Source organism: Nostoc sp. DedQUE04, from assembly GCF_034530995.1.
Taxonomy (GTDB): domain Bacteria; phylum Cyanobacteriota; class Cyanobacteriia; order Cyanobacteriales; family Nostocaceae; genus Nostoc.
In genome coordinates this window covers 1-21,045 of record NZ_JAVRCA010000101.1, presented here as the reverse complement: position 1 = coordinate 21,045, position 21,045 = coordinate 1, and the positions used below count along the sequence as shown (strand labels likewise).

The window sequence follows — 21,045 nt, the reverse complement described above, 5'->3', positions numbered from 1 at the left end:
TCAATCAGACCTCCTATTTTTTCTTGGGATTTGACATATTTAGTCTAAACTCCAGCTTTAAGGAACTAGCTGAAAATAACCCAGAGGCAGAGCTTGAGATTGTAGCAATAGAAAGACGAGGTGAAGATAAAATATTACTCCGTGCTAAAACAGTAACTACAGCTAATAAATCTGAATTAAGTAGAGAGGTTAGCTGGTAATGGCGAATGAAGAATATCTGGCAATACTTAAGCAAGGAGTTGAGGTTTGGAATGAATGGAGGAAGAATAACCAAGGAATTACCCCTGTTCTCAAGTACAGGCTATTCTGAATTGTCACATACAGCGCCCCATCGTACTGCATTTTGGTAAGCAGTTCTAAAGTATGGGCAAATTCCAAGCCCATAAACAATCCTACGAGAATGAATGTTAGCAAATGCCAGATATGTGCTTTGGGGTTAATGGTTTGAGCAAATGCAAGGCTAAAAGCTGCTGTGCCAATACCGCAATCACAAATGGTTAATTTATTTTTACCGGGAAGCAGGATATCGGCATTCTTCAGCGTTCGCCATAACTCTCTATAAGCATGGCTATAACCCAGAAGCCGCAGATGCTGATGCCACCAAAAAGCAGCTTGATTATAGGTTTGAGACAGTTGTGCATTCGTGGGATAAACTCGTTGAACTGAGATTTTCCACCATCGAATCGTCCATTCCATTGTGATACCAACCTTATTAATGCGTGACTGTACTTCCACAGTCGCTCTGAAGCTCAAATTCATCCCTAACCGAATGGATAGTCAAAAGGATAGTTTTTGATACATTGGTGAATAGCAGATTAATTGTCAAAGTAATTCAAGTTGAAAAACTACTGATCCAGTATTCGTTGAACATCTTCTGGGATAGACATTTTTTTTGAGTCATCAACATTGGCTTTCCCTCCTCTGAGGAATCTCCTTTTTCCATACGAAAGTGTCAAGGGAATTGCTAGAAATGTTGACAGTAATTGCCCATAAATCTCCTGTAAATCTCGCTGTTTCCAGGCGAGTTTTAGCATATTACAATGGGCAATTGTATGAGCGATAGCATCAGTTTGCCCTAGAATGTGAGCGCGTTGTAGGGCTATCCACGCTGATTCAAAGTCTTGCTCTGTAATAAATGTTTTCGCTCTGCAAAGTTCTGCTTGAAAATGTTCATATACAATTGCTTTCATCTGATTATCCTCCAGCTATGAGGTTGATAAGCTTGTAAGTTTTTGGGGAGACCCCTTGGCGCTAGCCTCTCCCTTTGGGCTACGGTGTACACACAAGTCCAATTAAAGTAATAAGGGGAATGGCACGCTTGAAAAGCGTAAATCCCTGGTATTCCTGGCTTTTGGGTGTGGGAGGTGTGGGAGGACGCGGAAGAAGTCTTACCCCCCACACTCCCCACACTCCCCACACTCAAAAAGCAAGTTATATGAGGGCTTTGCGATTAACAAGCGTGCCATTCATTATTGGGCGGGATAATCCTGAATTACCTGCAACACTAGCTTTTTGTGAACTACAACAACAGTGCTTGTCTAATCTTGCACCAACAATAGATGGCAAAACCCAAAAACAAAAAAATCCTTATCCTCTTAATTCTTTACCTCGGACTACTTGGATTATGCAAAGACTTGGCGGTTGGTCTGGTTACAGTTCTCAGAAACCTCCTGGAATTACTACTTTGGTTCGTGGACTTTACGAGCTTGAATCCACCTTTTTCGTCTGGAAACTCGCTCTGGATATACTTGTGTGTACACCGTAGCTCTTTGGGAGAAGGCCGTACTGTCTTTTCAGTTTATCTAAATGCCGTCATTCGTTCACTATCCGAAAGGATAGGTTTGGAGTTGGAGTTGCTGCTACGATAAAAGCCCCAATTCTCTGGCTTTCGCCACAGCTTGAGTGCGATTGTTCACTTCCAATTTGCCGTAGATATTTCGAGCGTGCCATTTGACAGCCGCCAGGCTGACGAACAGTTGGTCAGCGATCGCTTGATTCGACATCCCAGTGGCAAGATAATCTAGCACTTCTAGTTCGCGGTCAGTTAATGGCTCAATCAACGCTGAGACTGAAACAGATTTGTTTTGCTCTAAACCAAATGCGGCTAACAAACAATTCACTTCCGGCGAATGAACATTGTTTGAGAGTGCGTGTTGCAATAACTCTGCCATTGGTTTTCCTTCATCCAAAAACAGCCGAATGTAATTACCTTGGCGGGAAATATTCAGGGCTTGATTCAGGTAATTTAGAGATTCTTCCCTATCTCCTTGAGCTTGCAAAACCAAGGCTTGTAAAAGCAAAGTTTCCATGACGCGGATAGTTCGTCCACCTGTTTGAGCAAATTCATGCAATCGAGTTAGCAATCGCAGGGCATCTTGTAGTTGACCGTAAGCCAGAAGCACTCTGGCATAAGTTAAGTAATCGAGTTCGGAACCTGTCGGACACTGTTCTGTTATGCTGTAGCGCAGTTCACCCTCTACACTCAGATTACTTTTCTCTACCCAGGCGATCGCACTATCTAAATTTCCTTCTGCCAGATATAATCTCACCTTACAAGCTTCAACTGTAAGGATGGTAGGCCACAGCCAAGGTTGACAGTGTTCAGCTCCATGAATGGCAGCCCACGCTGCTCTTAAGTCTCCTTGAGATAGACGCACTCGTGCCAGTGTAATATAACCCATCATCAATCCGGGTTGCTGGTTTTGAATGGCGCGATCGATACTTTGGGTCAGATGTTGTGCGGCTGCTTCTAACTGATTTTGTTCTCTTAATAAATCTGCTAAAGCTACTTGCACCAATACTCCGGCATAGGTTGCTAACCAACGGCGTTCTGTTGCCAGTTCCAAACCTTGCTGACACAGGGAAGTTGCTTCCTCAACTTTTCCCCGCAATCCGAGAAACTGTGCTTGTAAATAAAGCCCTGCGATCGCTGGATCGGCCGTACCTCGTACCTTGCCAATATAGCTAACTTCTTTCAGTAATCGCTTTGCTCCCTCATAATTATCGGCAACAAAATAAGTGACACCAAGATTGAGCAAGATGAGCGATCACAACCAGGAATTATCTGACGGCAATAATTGCAAAGCTTTTTCCATAAATGCAATCGATTCTGCTGTATTTCCTTGCTGGCGGGCTTGCATTCCTTTGAGCGCGACAACTAGACCCCAAAGGTGATCGCTGTTTTCAGCTGCGTAAATGGCTTGATTGAGCAATCGTTCCAGGGTTTGGATGACAACGATGGTATCTGGAAATTGGGAAGAGGTGAATGCTGCCCACGCTTTAGCTATAAGTAACCAGGGACGGGTATAAATCAGTTGGGCGGGTATTTTGTTCAGAGCATTTCGGAGGGTGATCGCATCAATCCGAGGGTTTTCTTTCGTTTGAACTTCTTGTTCAATTAAAGCTGCTGCATACTCAAATGACTCTGCTAAGATGGCGTGTTGAATTGCATCTGTAATATATCCCTGTTGTTCGTACCATTGGGCAGCACGATGATGATATTTCCAGCCGCAATCCGATTCTATCCGGTATAGAATATGACGCAGCAACTCGGCAAACAAATGGTGATAGCGATACCAGGTACGATTACCATCGAGTGCAATTACAAATAAATTTTGACGCTCCAATTGCTCTAAAATATAAGCTCCATTCACTGCATCTTCTCCCACAACGGCTTCACACAGGGAGCCAGACATCTGCCCCAAGATAGAGGTTCGCAGTAAAAATAATTGCAAGGACGGCGATTGCCTTTGTAAAACTTCCTCGACTAGATAATCTAAGATATAGCCCTTGTCACCACTAAACGAATCAATATACACATCTATATCAGGACTATTACGTAGCGAGAGCATAGCTAGCTGCAACCCGGCAATCCAGCCTTCGGTCTGCATTTGCAAGGTTGCTATCTGTGGCTCTGTTAATGACAGTGGCATGGACTGATGCCAGAATGTTGCGGCTTCCTCATCAGTAAAGCGTAAGTCATTTGCCCGCAGTTCCATTAACTGGCTACGGACGCGGAATCTCGCTAAAGGTAGTGGTGGATCAACACGAGTTGCAATCGCTAAATGAATCTGCGTTGGTAAATGCTCTAGAAAAAAAGTCAGTGCATGATGAATTTCGGAAGTCGTAATCAGATGATAATCATCCAAAACAAGAATTAGGGCTGTCTCAAGTTGCGCTAATTCATTGATCAAAGGTGTTAAAAATGCTTGAAATGTAAAAAGTTCGCTTGAGCGTAACATCGCCAGCGTGGCTTCTCCAATATCTTTATTATTCTGCTGCAAAGCAGCAACAATATATGAAAAGAAGCGGGTTGGATCGTTATCTTGCTCATCCAAGAAGAGCCAACTTACAGACACTTGAGTTTGAGCTACCCATTCACTCAGTACAGTTGTTTTACCAAAGCCAGCCGCAGCCGAAATCAGAATCAGTCTGCTGGTTAGCCCCTGATTTAATTTCTCCCAGAGGCGTTTCCGTTGCACCAGAGGCGAACGTGGCGATGGAAGATGCAACTTAGTTACTAACAGGGGACTAAGCATATCGAATTTAACATCTGCACGAATCCTTATTTTCAGGGTAGCGAATAAAGCATCTTCTCTTCATAGGTACAAAGGTAACGATTTTTTAAATACTCTCACAAGCTGATACGCTGCAAGTATCCCTTTTAAGCCAAAATACAAAACTCAGTATAAAACCTTGAGTTAAAGTTTTGTGTTTTACGCAGAAATAACGAAACATATTGAAACTGCCGTCACACAAGAGTTAAACGCAACTATCAACAGCACCCACGATGTAACTCAGCCAGATGCGTGACAACCATTGGTTGTCATTTGCCACTCTGCGGCATACCATCATCGCCCCGAATCACTCCACACAGGACAATTAATTGTGCGATCGCTCAAGGTGAAGTGCGCTATTCATCCCAGTTATCTTCCGATGTACAGCGGGAATTGGCTACGAGTTGTTACGGCTTGCCAGCGATAATTTACCTTCAGTACTGTTATGGGAATAAACCTAATTTACTCAGCTTCACCAATCAAAGTAAATGCTGCCCATTCTATAGGATGGCGATACTGTTTCATTGTTGAGAGCATAGCATTTCGCAATGCAACAGCTTTATCAGGGTTTCGCCGCAGATTTTGATAAAACTCTGTCATCAGCAATGTTGTAGAGTCATCCGCCACTGTCCATAAAGATACAATAACACTGGGTGCGCCGGCACTAATCAAAGAGCGAGACAAACCGATAACATCATCGTTCTTGATGTCTCCTCTGCCAGTATCGCAAGCACTCAGCACTACTAAATCAGCATCAAGTTTCATGTCAAAAATTTCACCGCTTCTTAGCAACCCATCATCTTGACTAGAGGGAGCAAGGGCGATCGCTCCCGGTACACCTAAGCCTTTAAAATCATGCAGTAGCCCGTGGGTTGCCAAATGTACCACGTCAACCGACTGCATTAATTGTTTAACAGTAGTTTCAGTAGCTTTACTACCAGTTAATGCTTGCGTATTCAGTATTTTGGCAATTCGCAGTGCTTCTTGTTCTGCACCTGCTAGCGGTGACAACTGCTGGGGCATTGTCGGATTACCGACTACCAATGCAGTACGATTTTTTATTGCTTTGCGCTTGTTTATTTTTTGCTGATGGGTTAACTGCAAAACTTGGATAGCAGGAGCGGTGAGAATAGTATGTTTTTCGATTAGGTATTTGCCGAACTCATCTTGCAAAGCTGGGAAGGGAACGAAAAATAACTCGGCTTGAGGGATAAAAATGACACGGCTATTTGGGTCTTGTGGTAAATTTGAGGCGATCGGTTGAATAAGTATTTGATAGAGTTGCTGTAATGGTTTTTTCTGGTGAGGATTCGCTGATGCTTCTCCAGGAATAGCTACTGCATCACCACTTCTGGCACGGATGGATGTACGGCTTTTAGTAATGAGGTCTGCTAGGGGTTTATCCAGGGATTTGAGGTTTACTTGCTTAAAGATGACTTCACCTGTAGGTTTGACTACCCAAATGTAGAGTTGTGGATGCCGTTCTTCTTTACTTTGAACTTGAAAGGGGTAAATGATTGAATATTCAACAAGTGTTGCCTTTTGTTGTTGAGCGATTTGTTGAATTTGCTTGATGTTAGGTGGTTTGAGTTGTTTAATATTAGGGTTAGGGGATAGCTTTGAGGCTAATAATTCCACAAACGCTCTGGCTCTACCGCGTTCGGCAATTTCTAATGCTGTAGTATTTTTATTTTGAGCTACCAAGGCTTTTTGCAACAAGCGGTAGGAAACTGCTTGAGTTTCCAAGATTGAGATTTTTTGGTCATCTTTTAATCTTGGTCGCAGAGATTCTCTAACCTCAATAGCAGCAAATAGTGTTTTTTCAGCTTTCGGGTACTGACCCAAGTTATTGTAAATGAACCCAATGTTAGTCAGAATTGTACCTTCCGCCCACTTTAAGCCAGTTTGTTTGAAAATCGCTAACGCTTGAGTATAAAACTCTAGGGCTTTGGCGTACTGATTTTGATCGAAGTAAATGTCCCCAATGTAATTCAGAGTCTTACCTTCCTCCGCCTTTAAGCCAGTTTGTTTGAAAATTGCTAATGCTTGAGTATAAAACTCTAGGGCTTTGGCGTCCTGAGCCAGTTTCTTGTAAACAAACCCAATCTTGTAAAGAGTCTCTCCTTGCCCTGCCTGATTGTCAATTTTTTTGTAAATGTCTAACGCTCGCTGATAAGATTTTAAGACTTTGAGATACTCACTCAAAAAAAGGTGAGCTCCCCTGACATTCATAAGCGTTGTAGCTTCTCCCGCTTTGTCGTTAATTTGTCTATAAACGGTTAAACCTTGCCGATAAGACTTTACAGCTTTGGTGCGCTGACCGAGATCGCTATAAACCAACCCTAGAGCATTAAAGCTATCACCTTCCCCTATCCGATCACCGACTTTTTGACGAATAGCTAAACTTTGCTCCAAAAATTCCAAAGCTTTGGTATATTGACCGAGCTTGTAATAAACTGACCCAATCTGGTAAAGAGTCAGTGCTTCTCTAAGGTCGCCCATTCCTTTATTCATGGCTAATCCTTGCTCAAAAAATTCCAAAGCTTTGGTATATTGACCAAGGATGTAATAAATTACCCCAATGTTGTTAAAGTCCGTATCTACCCCTGTCCGATCACCAATTTGTTTATGCATGGCTAATGCTTGCTCATAAACTTCCAAAGCTTTGGTATATTGACCGAGCTTGTAATAAACTGACCCAATGTTGTTAAAGTTCGCACCTACCCCTTCTCGATCTCCGATTTGTTTGTGAATGGCTAAGGCTTGTTGATAGAACTTTAAGGCTTTAGTATACCGAGCAAGGCTGTAGTGTAAGCCTGCGAGCGCAGTCAAAGTCCGAGCTTGCCCTTGACGATTACCAATCTCTTTATAATTAACTAAAACGTTTTGAAACGTCTCTAATCCTCCCAAGTTTTCTAAGAACCTCAACGTCTTGACATCGGGTTTTTGTGTCGTTTGCGCTTGTGCTGATGTAATCTTCATCCCTAAATTAGTTACAGTCAGTGGTGTCGCAGTTAAAGACACTAGCACAGTTGCACTCAACAAGGTAAAGCGGTGAAGCCTATTTTTAAGTAAAGCCAAGAAAAGGTGATGCACCGAAATATTCCTTAATCTTGCAACTAAATGATGAATGTCTTACTTTTATATCTGTGTTTTTTGAATAAATTACGCAAGTTAATCTGCACCCATACAACAAACGGTAAAATCTGTCGGGTCGGATTTGGTTCTAAATTGCTGTATTCTGGAATGTCCTACCCTGTGTAACTCGAATGAATCCTATAGAAATGCGCCAACTCATCAAAAAAATTGAAAAACCAGTTCGTAAGAGTAATCCAAGGAAAAAATGATCCAAAAATCGGGATACTGAGAGAATAATTAGTGTGCAGTATGGTTTATGTCTCCAGAATCGTTAATCCAACTAAGTGATAGTCTGAGGTCGTTGTACATCAAGACAGCACAAAAGCTAAAAGGAAGTGACCGAAGACAATTCATGGCAGAGGTTGTAAAAGGATGGGGACGAGGAGGAGCAACAATTGCAGAACGAGAACTAGGATGGAATCGACGGACAATTCGTAAAGGGATGCAGGAGTTAGAGCATGGAATATCGATAGCAGATTCATTCCGGCTTAGAGGCAGCAAACCAACTGAACATAGGCTGCCAAACTTACTAGAAGATATATGCTCAATTGTAGAGCCACAAAGCCAAACAGACCCAAGTTTTGAGAGTACAAGGTTGTATACCAGGCTGTCAGCAGCGCAAGTCTGTCATCAGTTGATACAAATCAAAGGGTATCAAGATGAAGAACTTCCAACAGCGGAGGTAATTCGACAAAGATTAAATCAACTAGGTTATGGATTAAAAAGGGTGGCTAAAACAAAACCAATCAAACAGATACCAGAAACAGAAGCCATCTTTAAAGAAGTTAACCGCATCAATCAGCAAGCGGATGATGACCAAACAACACTGAGAATTTCTATAGATGCCAAGGTGGGCATCAAAATTGGAGAGTTCGATAGAGGTGGAAAGACCCGTGTCAAAACAGTAGCATACGACCACGACTTTTCAACTTGTTCAGCACTTACCCCTTACGGGATTTTTCTGCCTGAAGGGGGCGAGTTATTTCTATTTTTCGTACAGTCCAAACTGACTGCTGATTGTATCGTTGACATACTTGAACAATGGTGGATGAGTGTGCTAGACCGCTTTGCTCACATTCGGAAATTAGTCATCAACCAAGATAACGGATCAGAAAATCATTCTCGGCGAACTCAGTTTATGTATCGTATCCTTGAGTTCTCTGATAAATTTCAACTGACAATTCAATTAGCTTATTATCCTCCTTATCACAGTAAATATAATCCTGTTGAGCGCGCTTTTGGTTGGCTTGAGCAACATTGGCGTGGTAGTTTACTCGAGAGTGTTGATACCGTACTTCAGTTTGCTTCTACCCTAACTTTCAAGGGCAAAAATCCTGTGGTTACATTGGTTGAGCAGATTTATCATACAGGAGTTAAACTTACACAACAAGCAATGGCGGAAGTCGAAAAACAAATCTACCGCTTACCAAGTTTGAAAAAATGGTTCGTTGAAATCTTTTGTCGAAGTGACTGAAGTTTTGGATCATTTTTTAGTTGGAATACTCTAACGCAAAAATAATTGATAACTTTTAACAGTACTGTCTGTTTATCCTATCTACTCAATATTCACAATATGAATATCGACCAATTGCAAGAACTTAAGCGAAAACTCATGAATGACGCAGACTTGTCCAATATCTGGCTATTTTATATGGATCATTTTGCGGATCTTTCAGAATTTACTGACCTGGGTGAGCCTGCCTATAATGAATACCTAGATGCTGTCCTCCAAAAAACTTGTCAGCAGATGTTTGACAGGGTAATAAAGATTAGTGACTGTTTGCTGATATACATTCAGTAGACCGAAAAGTTTTGCGATCGCTAAAAAATAGTAGTGTGCGATACCGTTTTTGGAGAAAAGTGCAAAAGCTGATTGTCGGTGATAAATGATAAGCCTAACTTATTAGTTTTCTTTAGAAACCAACCAAAATCAGCCGGACGGTAAACAAACTTGGCAAGCTACTCCATAGTTGCGGTCTACTGCTTGACGTAAAAACTCAAGCATTTGTTTGAGCGTAAATAGATGAGAAAAAACTTGCTTAGTGCTTCTTTTTAAACAACTGAGATAATGCCATACTAGATAAATCCAGATGTTGATAATTAAAAAGGATAAAGCCACAAATAAAAATCGAATGGTAGGATTTTTAACAGTAGTTTTAATCCGGCACTGATTTTTCATCCGGTAGCTGCTTTCAATACCAACTCTTTGAGTAGCTGCTCGAATTAAAATTTTAAATATATTTTGTTGTTCACACTTGCCTTGGGTCTTAATTGGAACATTTTCTGTTAAACAGTTAACCACTTCATTCAAAGTTTTACTATCAGTTAGAACTGGGGTAGTTGCAGTCATAGCCAAACCAGATATTCCTCTAGCTTAATTGTCACGCAACTCCTTTACAAAATTTTCTGAAATAGCACTACTACTATGTTCTGGTGCGAAAGTTGCTCTTATCTCTTTGGCTGATTCATTACCTTTACTTATGTTGTAAGTCCAAGTGAGCTATCCAATGTTAGTACTTAAAAGCACATTTTTTAATTAAAAACCCACTGGGGCAAGTATTCATCGCCCCGCGATCGCAAAACTTTTCGGTCTACTGAAAGTTGCTCAACAGTCTCTATCAGAAAGATTTTTAGTTTTCCCTTCGGAATTATTTGAGCGGGTCTTTAAAGATTTACTACCTCAATTGGAATTTAATTGGCAACAACGGCTCAGGCGGCCACTACCAGATAGCGTTAAGTTTGCACTGGGTAATTTTGAACGAATTTGGATTGCTGATGGGTCAACAAAAGACAAGCTTTATTTCGGAAGTTAAAAAGCCTGGAAGACTTGAAGGCAGGGCAACTAGCAGGTAAGATTTGTACAATTATTGATTTGGTAACTCGCTTACCTGTCGAAGTTTGGTTTCACACTAATCCCGCAGCATCAGACACCAATTTTGAAGCGGCATTACTAAATTTACTAAGAGCTAAAACTCTGATTTTACTTGACAGAGGTTTTTATCACTTCCAATTCTTGCAACAGCTTATTAACCAAGAAGTCCATTTTATTACTCGTTTAAAAGCCAAAGCATCTATTAAATATCTCAAGATTTTTAGCTATGACCATTCTCTTAAAGACCGATTGATTCAACTTGGTAATGGTCGTGGTGGCGCACCAGTACTGACTTTACGTTTAATCGAGATGAAAGTTGGTAAAACTAGCTATTCTTACATTACTTCTGTCCTTGAACCACAAATTTTACCTCCTTATGTTGCGGCAGATTTATACCGCAAAAGATGGAGAGTTGAAGAAGCTTTCTACACAGTAAAACGCTTGCTAAGGCTATCTTATTTATGGACTGGTTCTATTAATGGTATCAAGCTACAAGTCTGGGCTACTTGGTTATTTTATGCTGTTTTGATTGACTTGGGAGATGCAGTTGCTGACGAATTATCTCTACCGTTTGACCGCATTTCTTTGGAAATGATTTTTCGTGGTTTGTATCATTTTAGTGTCGCAAATGACAAAGGCAAAGCCGATGACCCGATTAAGTACTTCGCTGCCCCAGAGAATCAAGACTTAAGTGTGGTTAAATATCTGCGAAAGCCAGTCTCCAAGCTAGATTTATCGCCTTTTCCTGCACCCTCTTGACAATTGTGCCATTATCTTAACCTCTCACTGATGGAGGAATCCTTTGACAATAGACTTGTCGCCTAATAAAGGTTTTGAATTTTTCGAGCCAGGCAAAGCAAGGGTTTCAGACACTAATTTTTTATAAAGCGACAAGTCTAATTTCCATCGCCAGAAAAAGCCCAACCGTGATAGGGACATTCCAGCAACCCTTCATCACTAATTCTGCCTTCGGACAACGGTGCTAAACGATGAGGACACTGGTCTTCAAAACTTCTTCAAGATTGGGCAAGTTTATCCCACCAAATTACAATATCTCTTCCCAGCACTGTAAAAGGGGTTGGTTTTGATTTGTCTAAGTCCTGTAGGTAATGGATGGGATACCATGTCTCTTTACAATCAAAACTATTCGGATCGCTGCCGCCCCCAGGCTGTTTTGAGCGAAAACTATCTCTGACGTTAACTTCTTTCTCAAGCATTTTTGATGTTTATTAACTTTTATTGCCTACTCTAAGATTTATTTTAGCTAGTATGAACATTGGCTGTATGGCGATCGCAGCCAATCAAGAGTTATTAATAAAAGCCTGAAACAACGTGTTTATGTCCATGCATAAGATGGTTATTTAGTACAGTGCGTAAGTCCTATAATTTTTATGTTCGGGTGGCTAAATCAAAGAAAAAATGCATTAACAACTCCTATTTTAACGAAGTCAGAAGGAAGAGGTAAGGCCGAAGTTGGATGATCCTCTTCTTTTTGGCGACCGGAGGGAGCAGGGGTCTGAGGAGACAGCCAAATTTTAAATTCAGCAGCACCTATTTGGGCAATCGCGCCAAAACTTTTTAGAGGCTTTAACTTTCAGTAGACCGAAAAGTTCTACAATCTGCTCTCATGTGACTGTTGCAGTTGTTGAGGTAATTAAACTTATAAGCGAGGATGTGATGACTCAACATGACTATATTGTAATTGGTGCGGGTTCGGCAGGTTGCGTTGTTGCTAATCGCTTGACACAAGACGGTGAAACAACCGTATTATTGCTGGAAGCTGGCAAAGAAGATACGAAACCGGAGATTCAAATCCCCTTAGAATCTCCTAACCTACCCGGCTCAGAGATTGACTGGGGATATTTCTCCCAACCCGAACCATACCTCAATAACCGTAAAATCTTTTGTCCCCGTGGCAAAGTCTTGGGTGGCAGCAGTTCGATTAATTCTATGATTTATATCCGAGGTAGTCATCACGATTATGACCACTGGCAGTCATTAGGGAATCCCGGTTGGTCGTACCTTGATGTATTGCCCTATTTTAAGAAATCTGAGAACCAGCAACGTGGTGCCAATGCATACCACGGGGTTGATGGGGAGTTGAGTGTGACCGATATTCAAGCCCCGACTGTAGCATCTCAACGATTTGTAGAAGCAGCCGTGGCAATCGGATATAATCACAATCCTGATTTCAATGGTTTGCAACAGTCAGGTGCGGGAATTTATCAGTTGACGGTAAAAGATGGTTTTCGTCATAGTGCTGCTGCTGCATTCTTAGTGCCAATTCTCCAACGTCCCAATTTAACAACGCTCACAGGAGCGTTGGTAACGCGGTTACTGTTTGAGGGAACCCGCACTGTTGGGGTGGAATATATGCATCATGGTCAGCCGCACCAAGCCAGAGTCAACTTTGAAGTGATTTTAAGTGCTGGTGCATTCGATTCGCCCAAGTTACTGATGCTTTCCGGCATTGGTGATGCAGAACACCTGCAAAAATTGGGGATTCCTGTCGTCGTTGATTTGCCAAGTGTCGGTCAAAACCTCCAAGACCACTTTCTGGTTCCTGTGGCACACCAGATAATTGCTGGCTTAGACCCAGCAATTACTAATCCTGTAGCACACCAGGTAATTGCTGGCTTAGACCCAGCAATTACCAGTAATGGTAACGCTGAAGCTGGATTATTTTTGCATAGCGAAGGGAATCTGGATACCACACCAGATTTACAGTTTTTCTTCGGTAACATTCTGTGGATATCTCCCGGCAAAACCCTCTCTGGTTTGGGATTCACTGTTACAGTCAGTTTGACTCATCCTCAAAACATTGGCAGTGTCAGTTTGCGATCGCCTGACCCCAAAGATCCACCGATTATTCAGATGAACTTTCTGCAAAGTCAATCCGATGTACAAAAGGTGATTAAAGGAGTTAGAATAATGCGCCAATTGTTTGATACAAGTGCCTTTGCTCAGTTTCGAGGTGATGAAATCGCTCCTGGTGCAGATGTGACTAGCGATCAAGCACTCTCAAGTTACATCCGCTCAGTTTGCGTTAGCGGATATCATCCTGCTGGCACCTGTAAAATGGGAACTGACCCAACGACGGTTGTCGATTCCGAACTCCGGGTACGCGGTGTTACGGGTTTGCGGGTTGTTGATGCATCGATCATGCCAACTCTGGTTGGAGGCAATACAAACGCGCCCACTATTATGATCGGTGAAAAAGCAGCCGATTTAATTAAAGCAGCAGGTCGCGTTTGACAGCAAGTAGCTCCTATGGTATTAGCAGCCGATCACAGGATTTGAAGGTTATTTATTTCAGTAGGCAGGAGATAGAAGGCAGGAGGCAGGAGAAATCCACGTTTAAAAACTTGAGATTGATCTTGGACGCTTTGTATCTCGTGGCAGTTTCCGCTCGATACAATTCTTCTTTTAAACTGGGGTTTATATTTAGAACTAAAGTTTTTATTCATACTTCTTATCTCCTACCTCTTGCCTTCTTTGTAAAAAGGTAAAGGGGTAGGGGTTCTGCACACTCAAGAATTAGATTTAAATTAAGAGCAAAACTTGTCAATCCGCATTCTGGTTTTCCCCTACACCCTTATACACCGAAGCCTGATAGTGTGGCGTTCAGGCTGTAATCAAAACTGCCAGCATACAGCCTTCGCGGATACGGCAAGCACTGAATAGGCAGACACCGAAAAAGGTGCGATCGCATTCGGAAAAATATAATCCCTGCGAACACCAAAAACTTGAGATGTCTTTTCGCCCGTATAATACGGTCTTAACCCTTACTGCGCGCCTGTTTAACCCCTGTGTGGTGATCCACCCAGTAGACCGAAATCTCACTAAAAATATCAAATGGGTTCTATATAACAATACTGCGGCAACTAGGGACAGCGATCGCATAGCTATAACTAACCAAGCCTTAAGGGATTTATCCGGCTGTAATAGGTTGCTAGTAAGCGATTGGATTGATCGGCACAATGATGAAGTAATCAGCCATAGCGCTAAGTTCGGCATGGAAAACAAGAAAAACCCCAGTAACCCTGCCAGCTATGCCAATAAAGGTAAGAACACCGATAAATCTTGTTAGTGATAAATGAAGAGTTCCTTAGTGGCGAAGCCTTTAAGGCAGGGAGAAACATTTCATAGACTAAGGGTTTGGAAGCATCTCATATCTGGCGGCTATTATTCGGGAGAAAAGCATTCTTAGTACTTTCGGTTGGTTGGCAACCAGAATTATGGTATGGAGTGTTGACGTAACCGTTTAGGAGGTAACGAGAGAATGAGTGTTACACGCGATTTATCGAATGATTTAGCACTGCTTTCTCCCTCTCTTTATGGGCTTGAGAGGCCCGTAAAGATTTGGCGTTCCTGAATCATCGTAAAAGCTGAAACTCTTAGTAGTGAAGTGTACAGTTGAAGAAGTAGTAAGTAAGTAGTTGTTTCGTACTTTTTGATTCAAGTGATTTTAAATTTACTCAAGTCAATCAGTTTTTTTCTGCAATTTTCCGAAAAACCCTCCGGTGAAATTGTATAAATAAGCAACTGAAAGTCAGCGTGAATGCAATAAAAGATTAAAAAGTCATTGGCATTGTCAAAAGTTATTAGCTATATCAATGTAGGAGAAATTCCAGATGAAATGTAAGTTACAGATTTTCTTATTATTGTTAAGCTTATTTGCTTCTGTAAGCACTTATACAAATGCAGCAGTTGCACAAGAGATTAATGAGAATTATCAATCAAATAGTGATATTACTGAAAGAGAGGCAAACTTTACAAAAACACCAAAGCCAACAGGTCTAAGTAAAGAACTCCAAGCTTTTTTTAGAAGTCAATATCACTATTGGGATGCACGAGTTTTAGCTAATTATTGGGGACAGTCGCTAGAAGATGCGAAAGCTAGAATTGGCAGAAAAATTCTTTGGGGTAGAAAAGATGTTGCTATCCTAGAACAGTTTCTTTTAGATGCTAGAGTGAAAGCTCTCCAGTCAGTAGGAACAATCCCAAACTCCCTATATAATGAGTCGAATTATAAATACGATGATGCCGCATTACTGGCTAAATTTTGGGGTGAACCGTCACCGGAGGATGCCAAAGTAAGGATTGAACGTAACCTGATTTTGGGAAATGACGAGATTATCGAGGAAGCATTGCAATATGCTCGTACCTCAAAATAGTAAGTTTAGACTAATTTTTAGCAATCATTAAACAGTGATGTCTGAGTTGAATTGGAAAATTGGTTTTGAGATTGAGCTAATGGCACCGCCTGGACTTAGCAGACAGGATTTAGCAAAAGCGATCGCTCAAGAACATAATGGCTTTGTCCATCGCATCTTTTACCCTCAATCTGAACCAAGTCATGTTCCGGGAACTCGCTTGTTTCATAATCTCACCTTGGGGTTTGAGGTTATTGATAGCGAAGGGAATTTAATTGTTCGCTGTGTAGATGATCTCACCCTCCAAGACGACTTAGACAAAACTCAAAAACCGCAGCCAGAATGGTATCGAATTGTAAGTGATGATACCAGACTTTTACAACTGGTCATCTGTCAAGCTGACCCGAAAGCAGCTTCTGGGGAAGTACTTAAACCAATTGCCGATTTATTTGCGACTCAAGTGGAAGTAGGGCCTGGTGGGATGATGCGTGTTGCCGATCATACAGGTAATCCGATTGCGATCGCTGCACTCTTACCGGGGGAACGAGAACGCCCCTGTGAACTAATTATACCACCTATTGATAGTAATCATTACCAGCGTTTGGAGCTTCTGCTCAACAAGGCTCGCTCATTGGGTTTCACAATTCCGTGTGAAGGTGCGACCCACTTCCATTTCGATGCTGTCAACTTATGCTCACCAAGAGTCTTCACCAATTTAGTTAATATTTTGTGGACATATGGGGAAATTTTGAAAAAATTGGTGGGAACTAACCCTCATTGCAGGCGTTTGGGGGCTTGGGATGAAGAGTTGTTGACACTAATTAATGAAACTGATTTTTGTGATATGTCTTGGTCTGATGTCCAAATGCGCCTTGCCAAATTGCAGTTAACAAAATACTGTGACTTTAACCTCAAAAACTTAATTCATAAAATTCCTGACAAATTTACTTTTGAAGCTCGGATTTTTCCCTCTTGGCTGCATCCAGAACCGCTAATTGAATCAGCCGTATTGATGGAAGCAATTCTAAATTATGCAGTATCAGCGCCTAAAATATTGCCTACTATACCTCTGGTATGGAAATTAGAATTTGTACAGGATTTTCTCAAAATTCTGCCAATAGAGGCACATTTTCGCCAAGCTTGGTTGGCTCGTGCTACCAATGCGGCATAATTTTATGAAAAATGGCGTACCCGCCCAATTAAGAGCGATCGCTCTTAATCAAGAGAGGAAACCCTAAGCGACACCAAATAGCCGCTCTGCGCCAAGTGTGGGGATTTTACTTTGTTGATAGCATGTGATGGTGTTCCGCCCTCTAAGAGCGATGCCTACGGTGGTCATTGAGCTTGTCGAAATGCGGTAAACTACGCACCTCACACAGTATCATCCCAAAAGTTGAGCTGATTGACACCCTATTAGGGACTTAATTGTAATAAGGTTACTTATAAAAAGCGAAATTATGATTAAAATTGTCTGTAAAAATGTGATTTGGGGATTTTTGGCTGTACTAACTACCATACTTGTTTCAGGTACAATCCAGACTTGGGCAGCAAACCCCAATTTAGATGGCAACTCACACCCCACACGACTCACAGTGAATGAATGCATTGCAGATGTAAAAGAAATCACAGATTGGGACGAGAAAAAAGTATTGGACGCAGCTCGTAAGATTTGTGAAAGCCGTCAGTCACACGCCAAACAAAAGGCGCGGTTTTTAGCATCTTTGAAGAAACTACAAGAGCAAAATTATAGAAGATTTGACGAACATTTACCCACAGCTATTGAAGATTCATGGACAATTGTGAAAAGTTGCATTGATTTCAAAGAGGGATTTACATCTTCCCACAATGTAGCTGTGTTGTCAGTACCAGAGAATGTTCGTAGCAGTTGTTACTCGTTAGGTGCTTCTTTGGTAGAATCCGCCCCTTTAATCAAACGCAGTGAGTAGACGATAATGTTTTTCCTCCTATCTGCTTTCTGGGCGATCGCTGGAAAGGCAACTTTTCCTCGCTTTATTTTCTTTGCTTAGCTATGATACTTGCTTGATAAGTCACCTGTGAGAACAAATTTTGCTTTACGCGATCGGCTGGAGATGGGTCGAGAATTACCGGAAAATCTCGCTCACAAGCAGCATTCATCGCAACTTCAACAATGAATGGCGCAATCTCGTAATCGACGACTAGTATTGAACCAGAAGGCGCATTGGCGATCGCATCTCAGACAATGGCAATATCCTCAACCAACAAGTGACACCTAACCAGGAGACACCCAATCAGTCTGTCAAGCAGAACCCAGTTAAGCAATATCCGAGTCCGCCCTTTTCGCAACAACCGCAGGAGCCACCCGGTCTTGCCAGCAAAATGATCCCGCGACCCGATCGCGGTGAGACAACTTATCAGGGTTCTGGACGGTTAGTAGGACGCAAGGCACTCGTCACAGGCGGCGATTCTGGCATTGGTCGGGCAGCAGCGATCGCCTTTGCGCGTGAAGGTGCTGATGTTGCGATCAACTATCTCCCTACTAAGGAGCCAGATGCCCGCAAGGCGATCCAACTGATTAAGGCAGCAGGACGCAAGGCAGTGGCGATTCCCGGCGATATTCGGAACGAAAACTTCTGCAATCAACTTGTCGAATCCGCCGTGCGTGAACTCGGTGGACTCGATATTCTGGTTAACAATGCTGGTAAACAACAATCTGTTGACTCGATTCTCGATCTCAGAAAAGAAGCGATCGCTTAATACTTGCATCTGTGCAACAGATTATGCTGGGACATCTACCCGAAAACAGATTTGTACACAATTAATAAATTCTTCAGCAAGGTACTCGTATTTCCCATAGATTTGGTGTATCTTGTTAATTCTGTGCAAATTATTTATACCTAGCTTCTACCAAATTTACTCATCCAAATTTTAAGCCAATGCCTTCAAGGGAACAGCCAATGAAAACTTCTAATGATACAGATACCAAGAAAATCATCAAAAAATCCGACAAGCTTACCTTGAAACAGATGAAGTTAATCGAAGAAGCAGAAGACCAACTTCTTGAAGCTAATACTGTCAATTCTCCAGCCCCTGTGGTTGAGGTTGAGGAGCAACCAGTAGCAATTTCAGAGCCTAGAGTTCCTCACTATATTCCATTTCTTGATAATCCTCCAGTACAATCGGTGGGCAATTCCGGCTGGCAGATTTCTGATGTCTGGCGGGATCTGCGCGTGGATAGCTTCTCGAATTAAACCGGAACTAAAACAACCGCCTGAGCAATTTTTGTAAACTATCTTTGCACCAAGTCAAAGTTATAGTTGCATTGTGCCTATAATAAGTTAGGGCTAACTATAACTGGAAGTTAGCACCCTGTAAATGGTTATCGCTTGGATGACGCATCAAAGGCGATACCAAGACAAGCAAAATTTATCGGCAGCGCAATAGTTTCTATCTGTTGCCAACATGCACCCCGCGATCGCATGTTGGAAAAGGAGTGAGCAGAGGAGCAGAGGAGCAGAGGGGCAGAGGAGATGGAGAAAGAACCTATTAAAAGTCATAAAGATTTGAAAGTTTATCAAATGGCTTTCGATGCCGCCATGAAAATCTTTGAACTCTCCAAAAAGTTTCCTGTAGAAGAGCGTTATTCATTAACGGATCAGATTCGCCGCTCGTCCCGTTCTGTGTGTGCAAATGTGGCAGAGGCTTGGAGAAAGCGCCGATATGAAGGAGCTTTTGTAGCGAAACTGAATGACTGTGAAGCCGAGGCTGCTGAAACTCAGACTTGGATTGAGTTTGCTGTTAAGTGTAACTATCTGAATGTCGAATTAGGTAGAGAACTATATGGAATCTACAACCAAATCTTAGGTGGTCTGGTGAATATGATTGCCAACCCTTCGCCTTGGTTAATGAAACGTTAGTATTCTTTCTTTCCCCATCTCCTCTACCCCTCTGCCCCTCTGCCCCTCTGCCCCTCTACCCCTCTGCCCCTCTGCCCCTCTGCTCTGTCGGTTCGCAGACTAAGTGAAAAATTGTCAACGGAAGAATAGGGTTTCTGGCTTGTGTTGTCGCAGACTAAGTGAAAATTTGTCGCAGACTAATTGAAAATTTCCTACCAAATTCGCAGACTAATTGAAAATTTCTTTTGATTCTGCACGTAACTGTATTGTAGTATTTTTATCTTAACCTTAGTACAGCCCACCTTAAATGAGGTACGGAATTCACTTTTGGAATGAGTAGCGTCTAGTGTGATATCTCCGCTAATTTACCACGTCGATATTGATATGACATTTTTCGGCTTCAGCAAAGCCTAAAGCTCTTGCTTCGGCTGGAATATCAAGGCTAAAACCAAACTCATTTCTACCAACAGTTAAACAATAGTTTTTATAACTGTAACAAATATTAGTTGCTGCACTGTAACCTGCTTCTTTTGCTTCACTGTCTAATGATTTAAAGACTTCCAGTGTAGATACTTTAAATAACTGATCTATATTTGATAAGGAATGCCACACATTCTATTTTGAGGTGGCAAACCTAACGCTTTACATACTTCGTGATTAGGGCAGTTCTCTGGGAGTTCACCCGTCATCACTTTGCAGTCTATAAATCACCAACAATCTTTCTCCTGAATTTTAGGCATATTTAATTAGATGTTTTCAATTATTAGGATACTTAAAAATCAGTTAAATTTTAGCAAAGTTATCTTATTTTTAGACTATATTACCCTAAAATAAACGTTAGAAATAAATCGAAGTTTTCTAAATTGTTATTAAAGCAAAAAGGAGAAAATGAATAACGTTATTATTCCCATCGAATTTGAACTCGCGGCAATAAAAATAGCTCAAGCGCATTTCCCTTGGCTACGTTTTAAAGTATCTCCTATCCAGGAGAAGGGAAGAGTCTACAATCGCTCATCAGACGCTATTTATTTTGAAGCTTACTTTCAAAATAGTTTGATTGATTATGATCCTCTCCACAAACATAATTACTATCCTAGTTTTAACTTTTACTTGTTGCCAGGAAAGAAACTAATTCAGTTAAGTGGCTGGTGGCGCGATCAGGTGTTAACTTTCATCTACGCACCATTAGACCCAGAACCATACAATAAGCACTGGCAAAATGACAAAAACTTGGCTGTACCTTGCCCCTATCCAGACGGCGATAAATTTGAACAGATGGCAATCGCTTTATTTTCTTTAGTTCAGGAGTATTTAGTAGGGTATGAGGGGTGATGCTGCTTCTTCAATTGTCTAGGATTTTTCAACCAAGCCATTTAGTAGCTCAACTTACCCAATTATGCTTTGAATCATAATGTGAGAAAAATTTTGATCCATAAATTAGAAAAGAG

At 41.6% G+C, this 21,045-nt stretch carries 21 protein-coding genes and 2 pseudogenes; 15 read left to right on the top strand and 8 right to left on the bottom strand.

Annotation, left to right across the window (positions count from 1 at the left end; translation table 11 throughout):
- Positions 1-200, top strand: a 200-nt coding sequence (locus RM049_RS37080) for a hypothetical protein (protein WP_322707789.1), incomplete at its 5' end; no start/stop codon positions are given.
- On the opposite strand, the gene RM049_RS37075 is transcribed toward RM049_RS37080, so the two are convergent.
- A complete protein-coding gene (locus RM049_RS37075) occupies positions 190-696 on the bottom strand; it encodes a hypothetical protein (protein WP_322707788.1) in 507 nt (168 codons plus the stop codon). The genes RM049_RS37080 and RM049_RS37075 overlap by 11 nt on opposite strands.
- Positions 697-845: 149 nt before the next feature.
- Positions 846-1,190 (bottom strand): DUF3703 domain-containing protein, encoded by a 345-nt coding sequence (locus tag RM049_RS37070; protein ID WP_322707787.1) that lies wholly within the window; start codon positions 1,188-1,190, stop codon positions 846-848.
- Positions 1,191-1,309: 119 nt separating this feature from the next.
- Between RM049_RS37070 and RM049_RS37065 the strand changes: the two genes are divergently transcribed.
- Positions 1,310-1,765 carry a hypothetical protein gene (locus tag RM049_RS37065; RefSeq protein WP_322707786.1) on the top strand — a complete coding sequence of 152 codons (456 nt, stop codon included), beginning with the start codon at positions 1,310-1,312 and terminating at the stop codon, positions 1,763-1,765.
- A 94-nt stretch (positions 1,766-1,859) separates the two neighbouring features.
- On the opposite strand, the gene RM049_RS37060 is transcribed toward RM049_RS37065, so the two are convergent.
- Positions 1,860-3,038, bottom strand: coding sequence for a LuxR C-terminal-related transcriptional regulator (locus RM049_RS37060; protein ID WP_322707785.1), 1,179 nt, complete (start codon positions 3,036-3,038; stop codon positions 1,860-1,862).
- Between the two features lie 9 nt (positions 3,039-3,047).
- Positions 3,048-4,538, bottom strand: coding sequence for a hypothetical protein (locus RM049_RS37055; protein WP_322707784.1), 1,491 nt, complete (start codon positions 4,536-4,538; stop codon positions 3,048-3,050).
- Positions 4,539-4,818: 280 nt separating this feature from the next.
- Between RM049_RS37055 and RM049_RS37050 the strand changes: the two genes are divergently transcribed.
- Positions 4,819-4,983, top strand: a complete 165-nt coding sequence (locus RM049_RS37050) for a hypothetical protein (protein ID WP_322707783.1) — start codon at positions 4,819-4,821, stop codon at positions 4,981-4,983.
- A gap of 35 nt (positions 4,984-5,018) precedes the next feature.
- Here RM049_RS37050 and RM049_RS37045 read toward each other — a convergent pair whose 3' ends face one another.
- A complete protein-coding gene (locus RM049_RS37045; RefSeq protein WP_322707782.1) occupies positions 5,019-7,652 on the bottom strand; it encodes a CHAT domain-containing protein in 2,634 nt (877 codons plus the stop codon).
- A gap of 316 nt (positions 7,653-7,968) precedes the next feature.
- Here RM049_RS37045 and RM049_RS37040 point away from each other — a divergent pair, with 316 nt between their 5' ends.
- Both RM049_RS37040 and RM049_RS37035 read left to right on the top strand, forming a co-directional pair.
- Complete coding sequence (locus RM049_RS37040; protein ID WP_416212691.1) at positions 7,969-9,168, top strand: ISAzo13 family transposase; 1,200 nt, start codon at positions 7,969-7,971, stop codon at positions 9,166-9,168.
- Between the two features lie 99 nt (positions 9,169-9,267).
- A complete protein-coding gene (locus tag RM049_RS37035; RefSeq protein ID WP_322707780.1) occupies positions 9,268-9,495 on the top strand; it encodes a hypothetical protein in 228 nt (75 codons plus the stop codon).
- Between the two features lie 129 nt (positions 9,496-9,624).
- Here RM049_RS37035 and RM049_RS37030 read toward each other — a convergent pair whose 3' ends face one another.
- Complete coding sequence (locus RM049_RS37030; protein WP_322707779.1) at positions 9,625-10,044, bottom strand: hypothetical protein; 420 nt, start codon at positions 10,042-10,044, stop codon at positions 9,625-9,627.
- Between the two features lie 244 nt (positions 10,045-10,288).
- Here RM049_RS37030 and RM049_RS37025 point away from each other — a divergent pair.
- Positions 10,289-11,313 (top strand): annotated as a pseudogene (locus RM049_RS37025) (IS4 family transposase); the annotation flags it as partial.
- A 155-nt stretch (positions 11,314-11,468) separates the two neighbouring features.
- Here the strand turns inward: RM049_RS37025 and RM049_RS37020 are convergent.
- Positions 11,469-11,783, bottom strand: a pseudogene (locus tag RM049_RS37020) (Rieske 2Fe-2S domain-containing protein); the annotation flags it as partial.
- Between the two features lie 460 nt (positions 11,784-12,243).
- Here RM049_RS37020 and RM049_RS37015 point away from each other — a divergent pair.
- The 8 genes from RM049_RS37015 to RM049_RS36980 all read left to right on the top strand — a co-directional run bounded on the left by RM049_RS37015 (position 12,244) and on the right by RM049_RS36980 (position 19,618).
- Positions 12,244-13,821, top strand: a complete 1,578-nt coding sequence (locus tag RM049_RS37015) for a GMC family oxidoreductase (protein ID WP_322707778.1) — start codon at positions 12,244-12,246, stop codon at positions 13,819-13,821.
- A 496-nt stretch (positions 13,822-14,317) separates the two neighbouring features.
- Positions 14,318-14,656 (top strand): hypothetical protein, encoded by a 339-nt coding sequence (locus tag RM049_RS37010; protein ID WP_322707777.1) that lies wholly within the window; start codon positions 14,318-14,320, stop codon positions 14,654-14,656.
- Positions 14,657-15,200: 544 nt separating this feature from the next.
- On the top strand, positions 15,201-15,743 hold the full coding sequence (locus RM049_RS37005; protein WP_322707776.1) for a hypothetical protein: 543 nt from the start codon (positions 15,201-15,203) through the stop codon (positions 15,741-15,743).
- A 37-nt stretch (positions 15,744-15,780) separates the two neighbouring features.
- Entirely contained in the window at positions 15,781-16,893 is a 1,113-nt protein-coding gene (locus tag RM049_RS37000; protein ID WP_322707775.1) for an amidoligase family protein, read from the top strand.
- A 286-nt stretch (positions 16,894-17,179) separates the two neighbouring features.
- On the top strand, positions 17,180-17,668 hold the full coding sequence (locus tag RM049_RS36995; RefSeq protein WP_322707774.1) for a hypothetical protein: 489 nt from the start codon (positions 17,180-17,182) through the stop codon (positions 17,666-17,668).
- A 298-nt stretch (positions 17,669-17,966) separates the two neighbouring features.
- A complete protein-coding gene (locus tag RM049_RS36990) occupies positions 17,967-18,458 on the top strand; it encodes an SDR family NAD(P)-dependent oxidoreductase (protein ID WP_322707773.1) in 492 nt (163 codons plus the stop codon).
- Positions 18,459-18,658: 200 nt separating this feature from the next.
- A complete protein-coding gene (locus RM049_RS36985; protein ID WP_322707772.1) occupies positions 18,659-18,952 on the top strand; it encodes a hypothetical protein in 294 nt (97 codons plus the stop codon).
- A 279-nt stretch (positions 18,953-19,231) separates the two neighbouring features.
- Complete coding sequence (locus RM049_RS36980; RefSeq protein ID WP_322707771.1) at positions 19,232-19,618, top strand: four helix bundle protein; 387 nt, start codon at positions 19,232-19,234, stop codon at positions 19,616-19,618.
- A 339-nt stretch (positions 19,619-19,957) separates the two neighbouring features.
- On the opposite strand, the gene RM049_RS36975 is transcribed toward RM049_RS36980, so the two are convergent.
- Positions 19,958-20,209, bottom strand: a complete 252-nt coding sequence (locus RM049_RS36975; RefSeq protein WP_190708959.1) for a hypothetical protein — start codon at positions 20,207-20,209, stop codon at positions 19,958-19,960.
- Between the two features lie 276 nt (positions 20,210-20,485).
- Here RM049_RS36975 and RM049_RS36970 point away from each other — a divergent pair, with 276 nt between their 5' ends.
- Positions 20,486-20,929, top strand: a complete 444-nt coding sequence (locus tag RM049_RS36970; protein ID WP_094344149.1) for a hypothetical protein — start codon at positions 20,486-20,488, stop codon at positions 20,927-20,929.
- Positions 20,930-21,045: the final 116 nt, after the last annotated feature.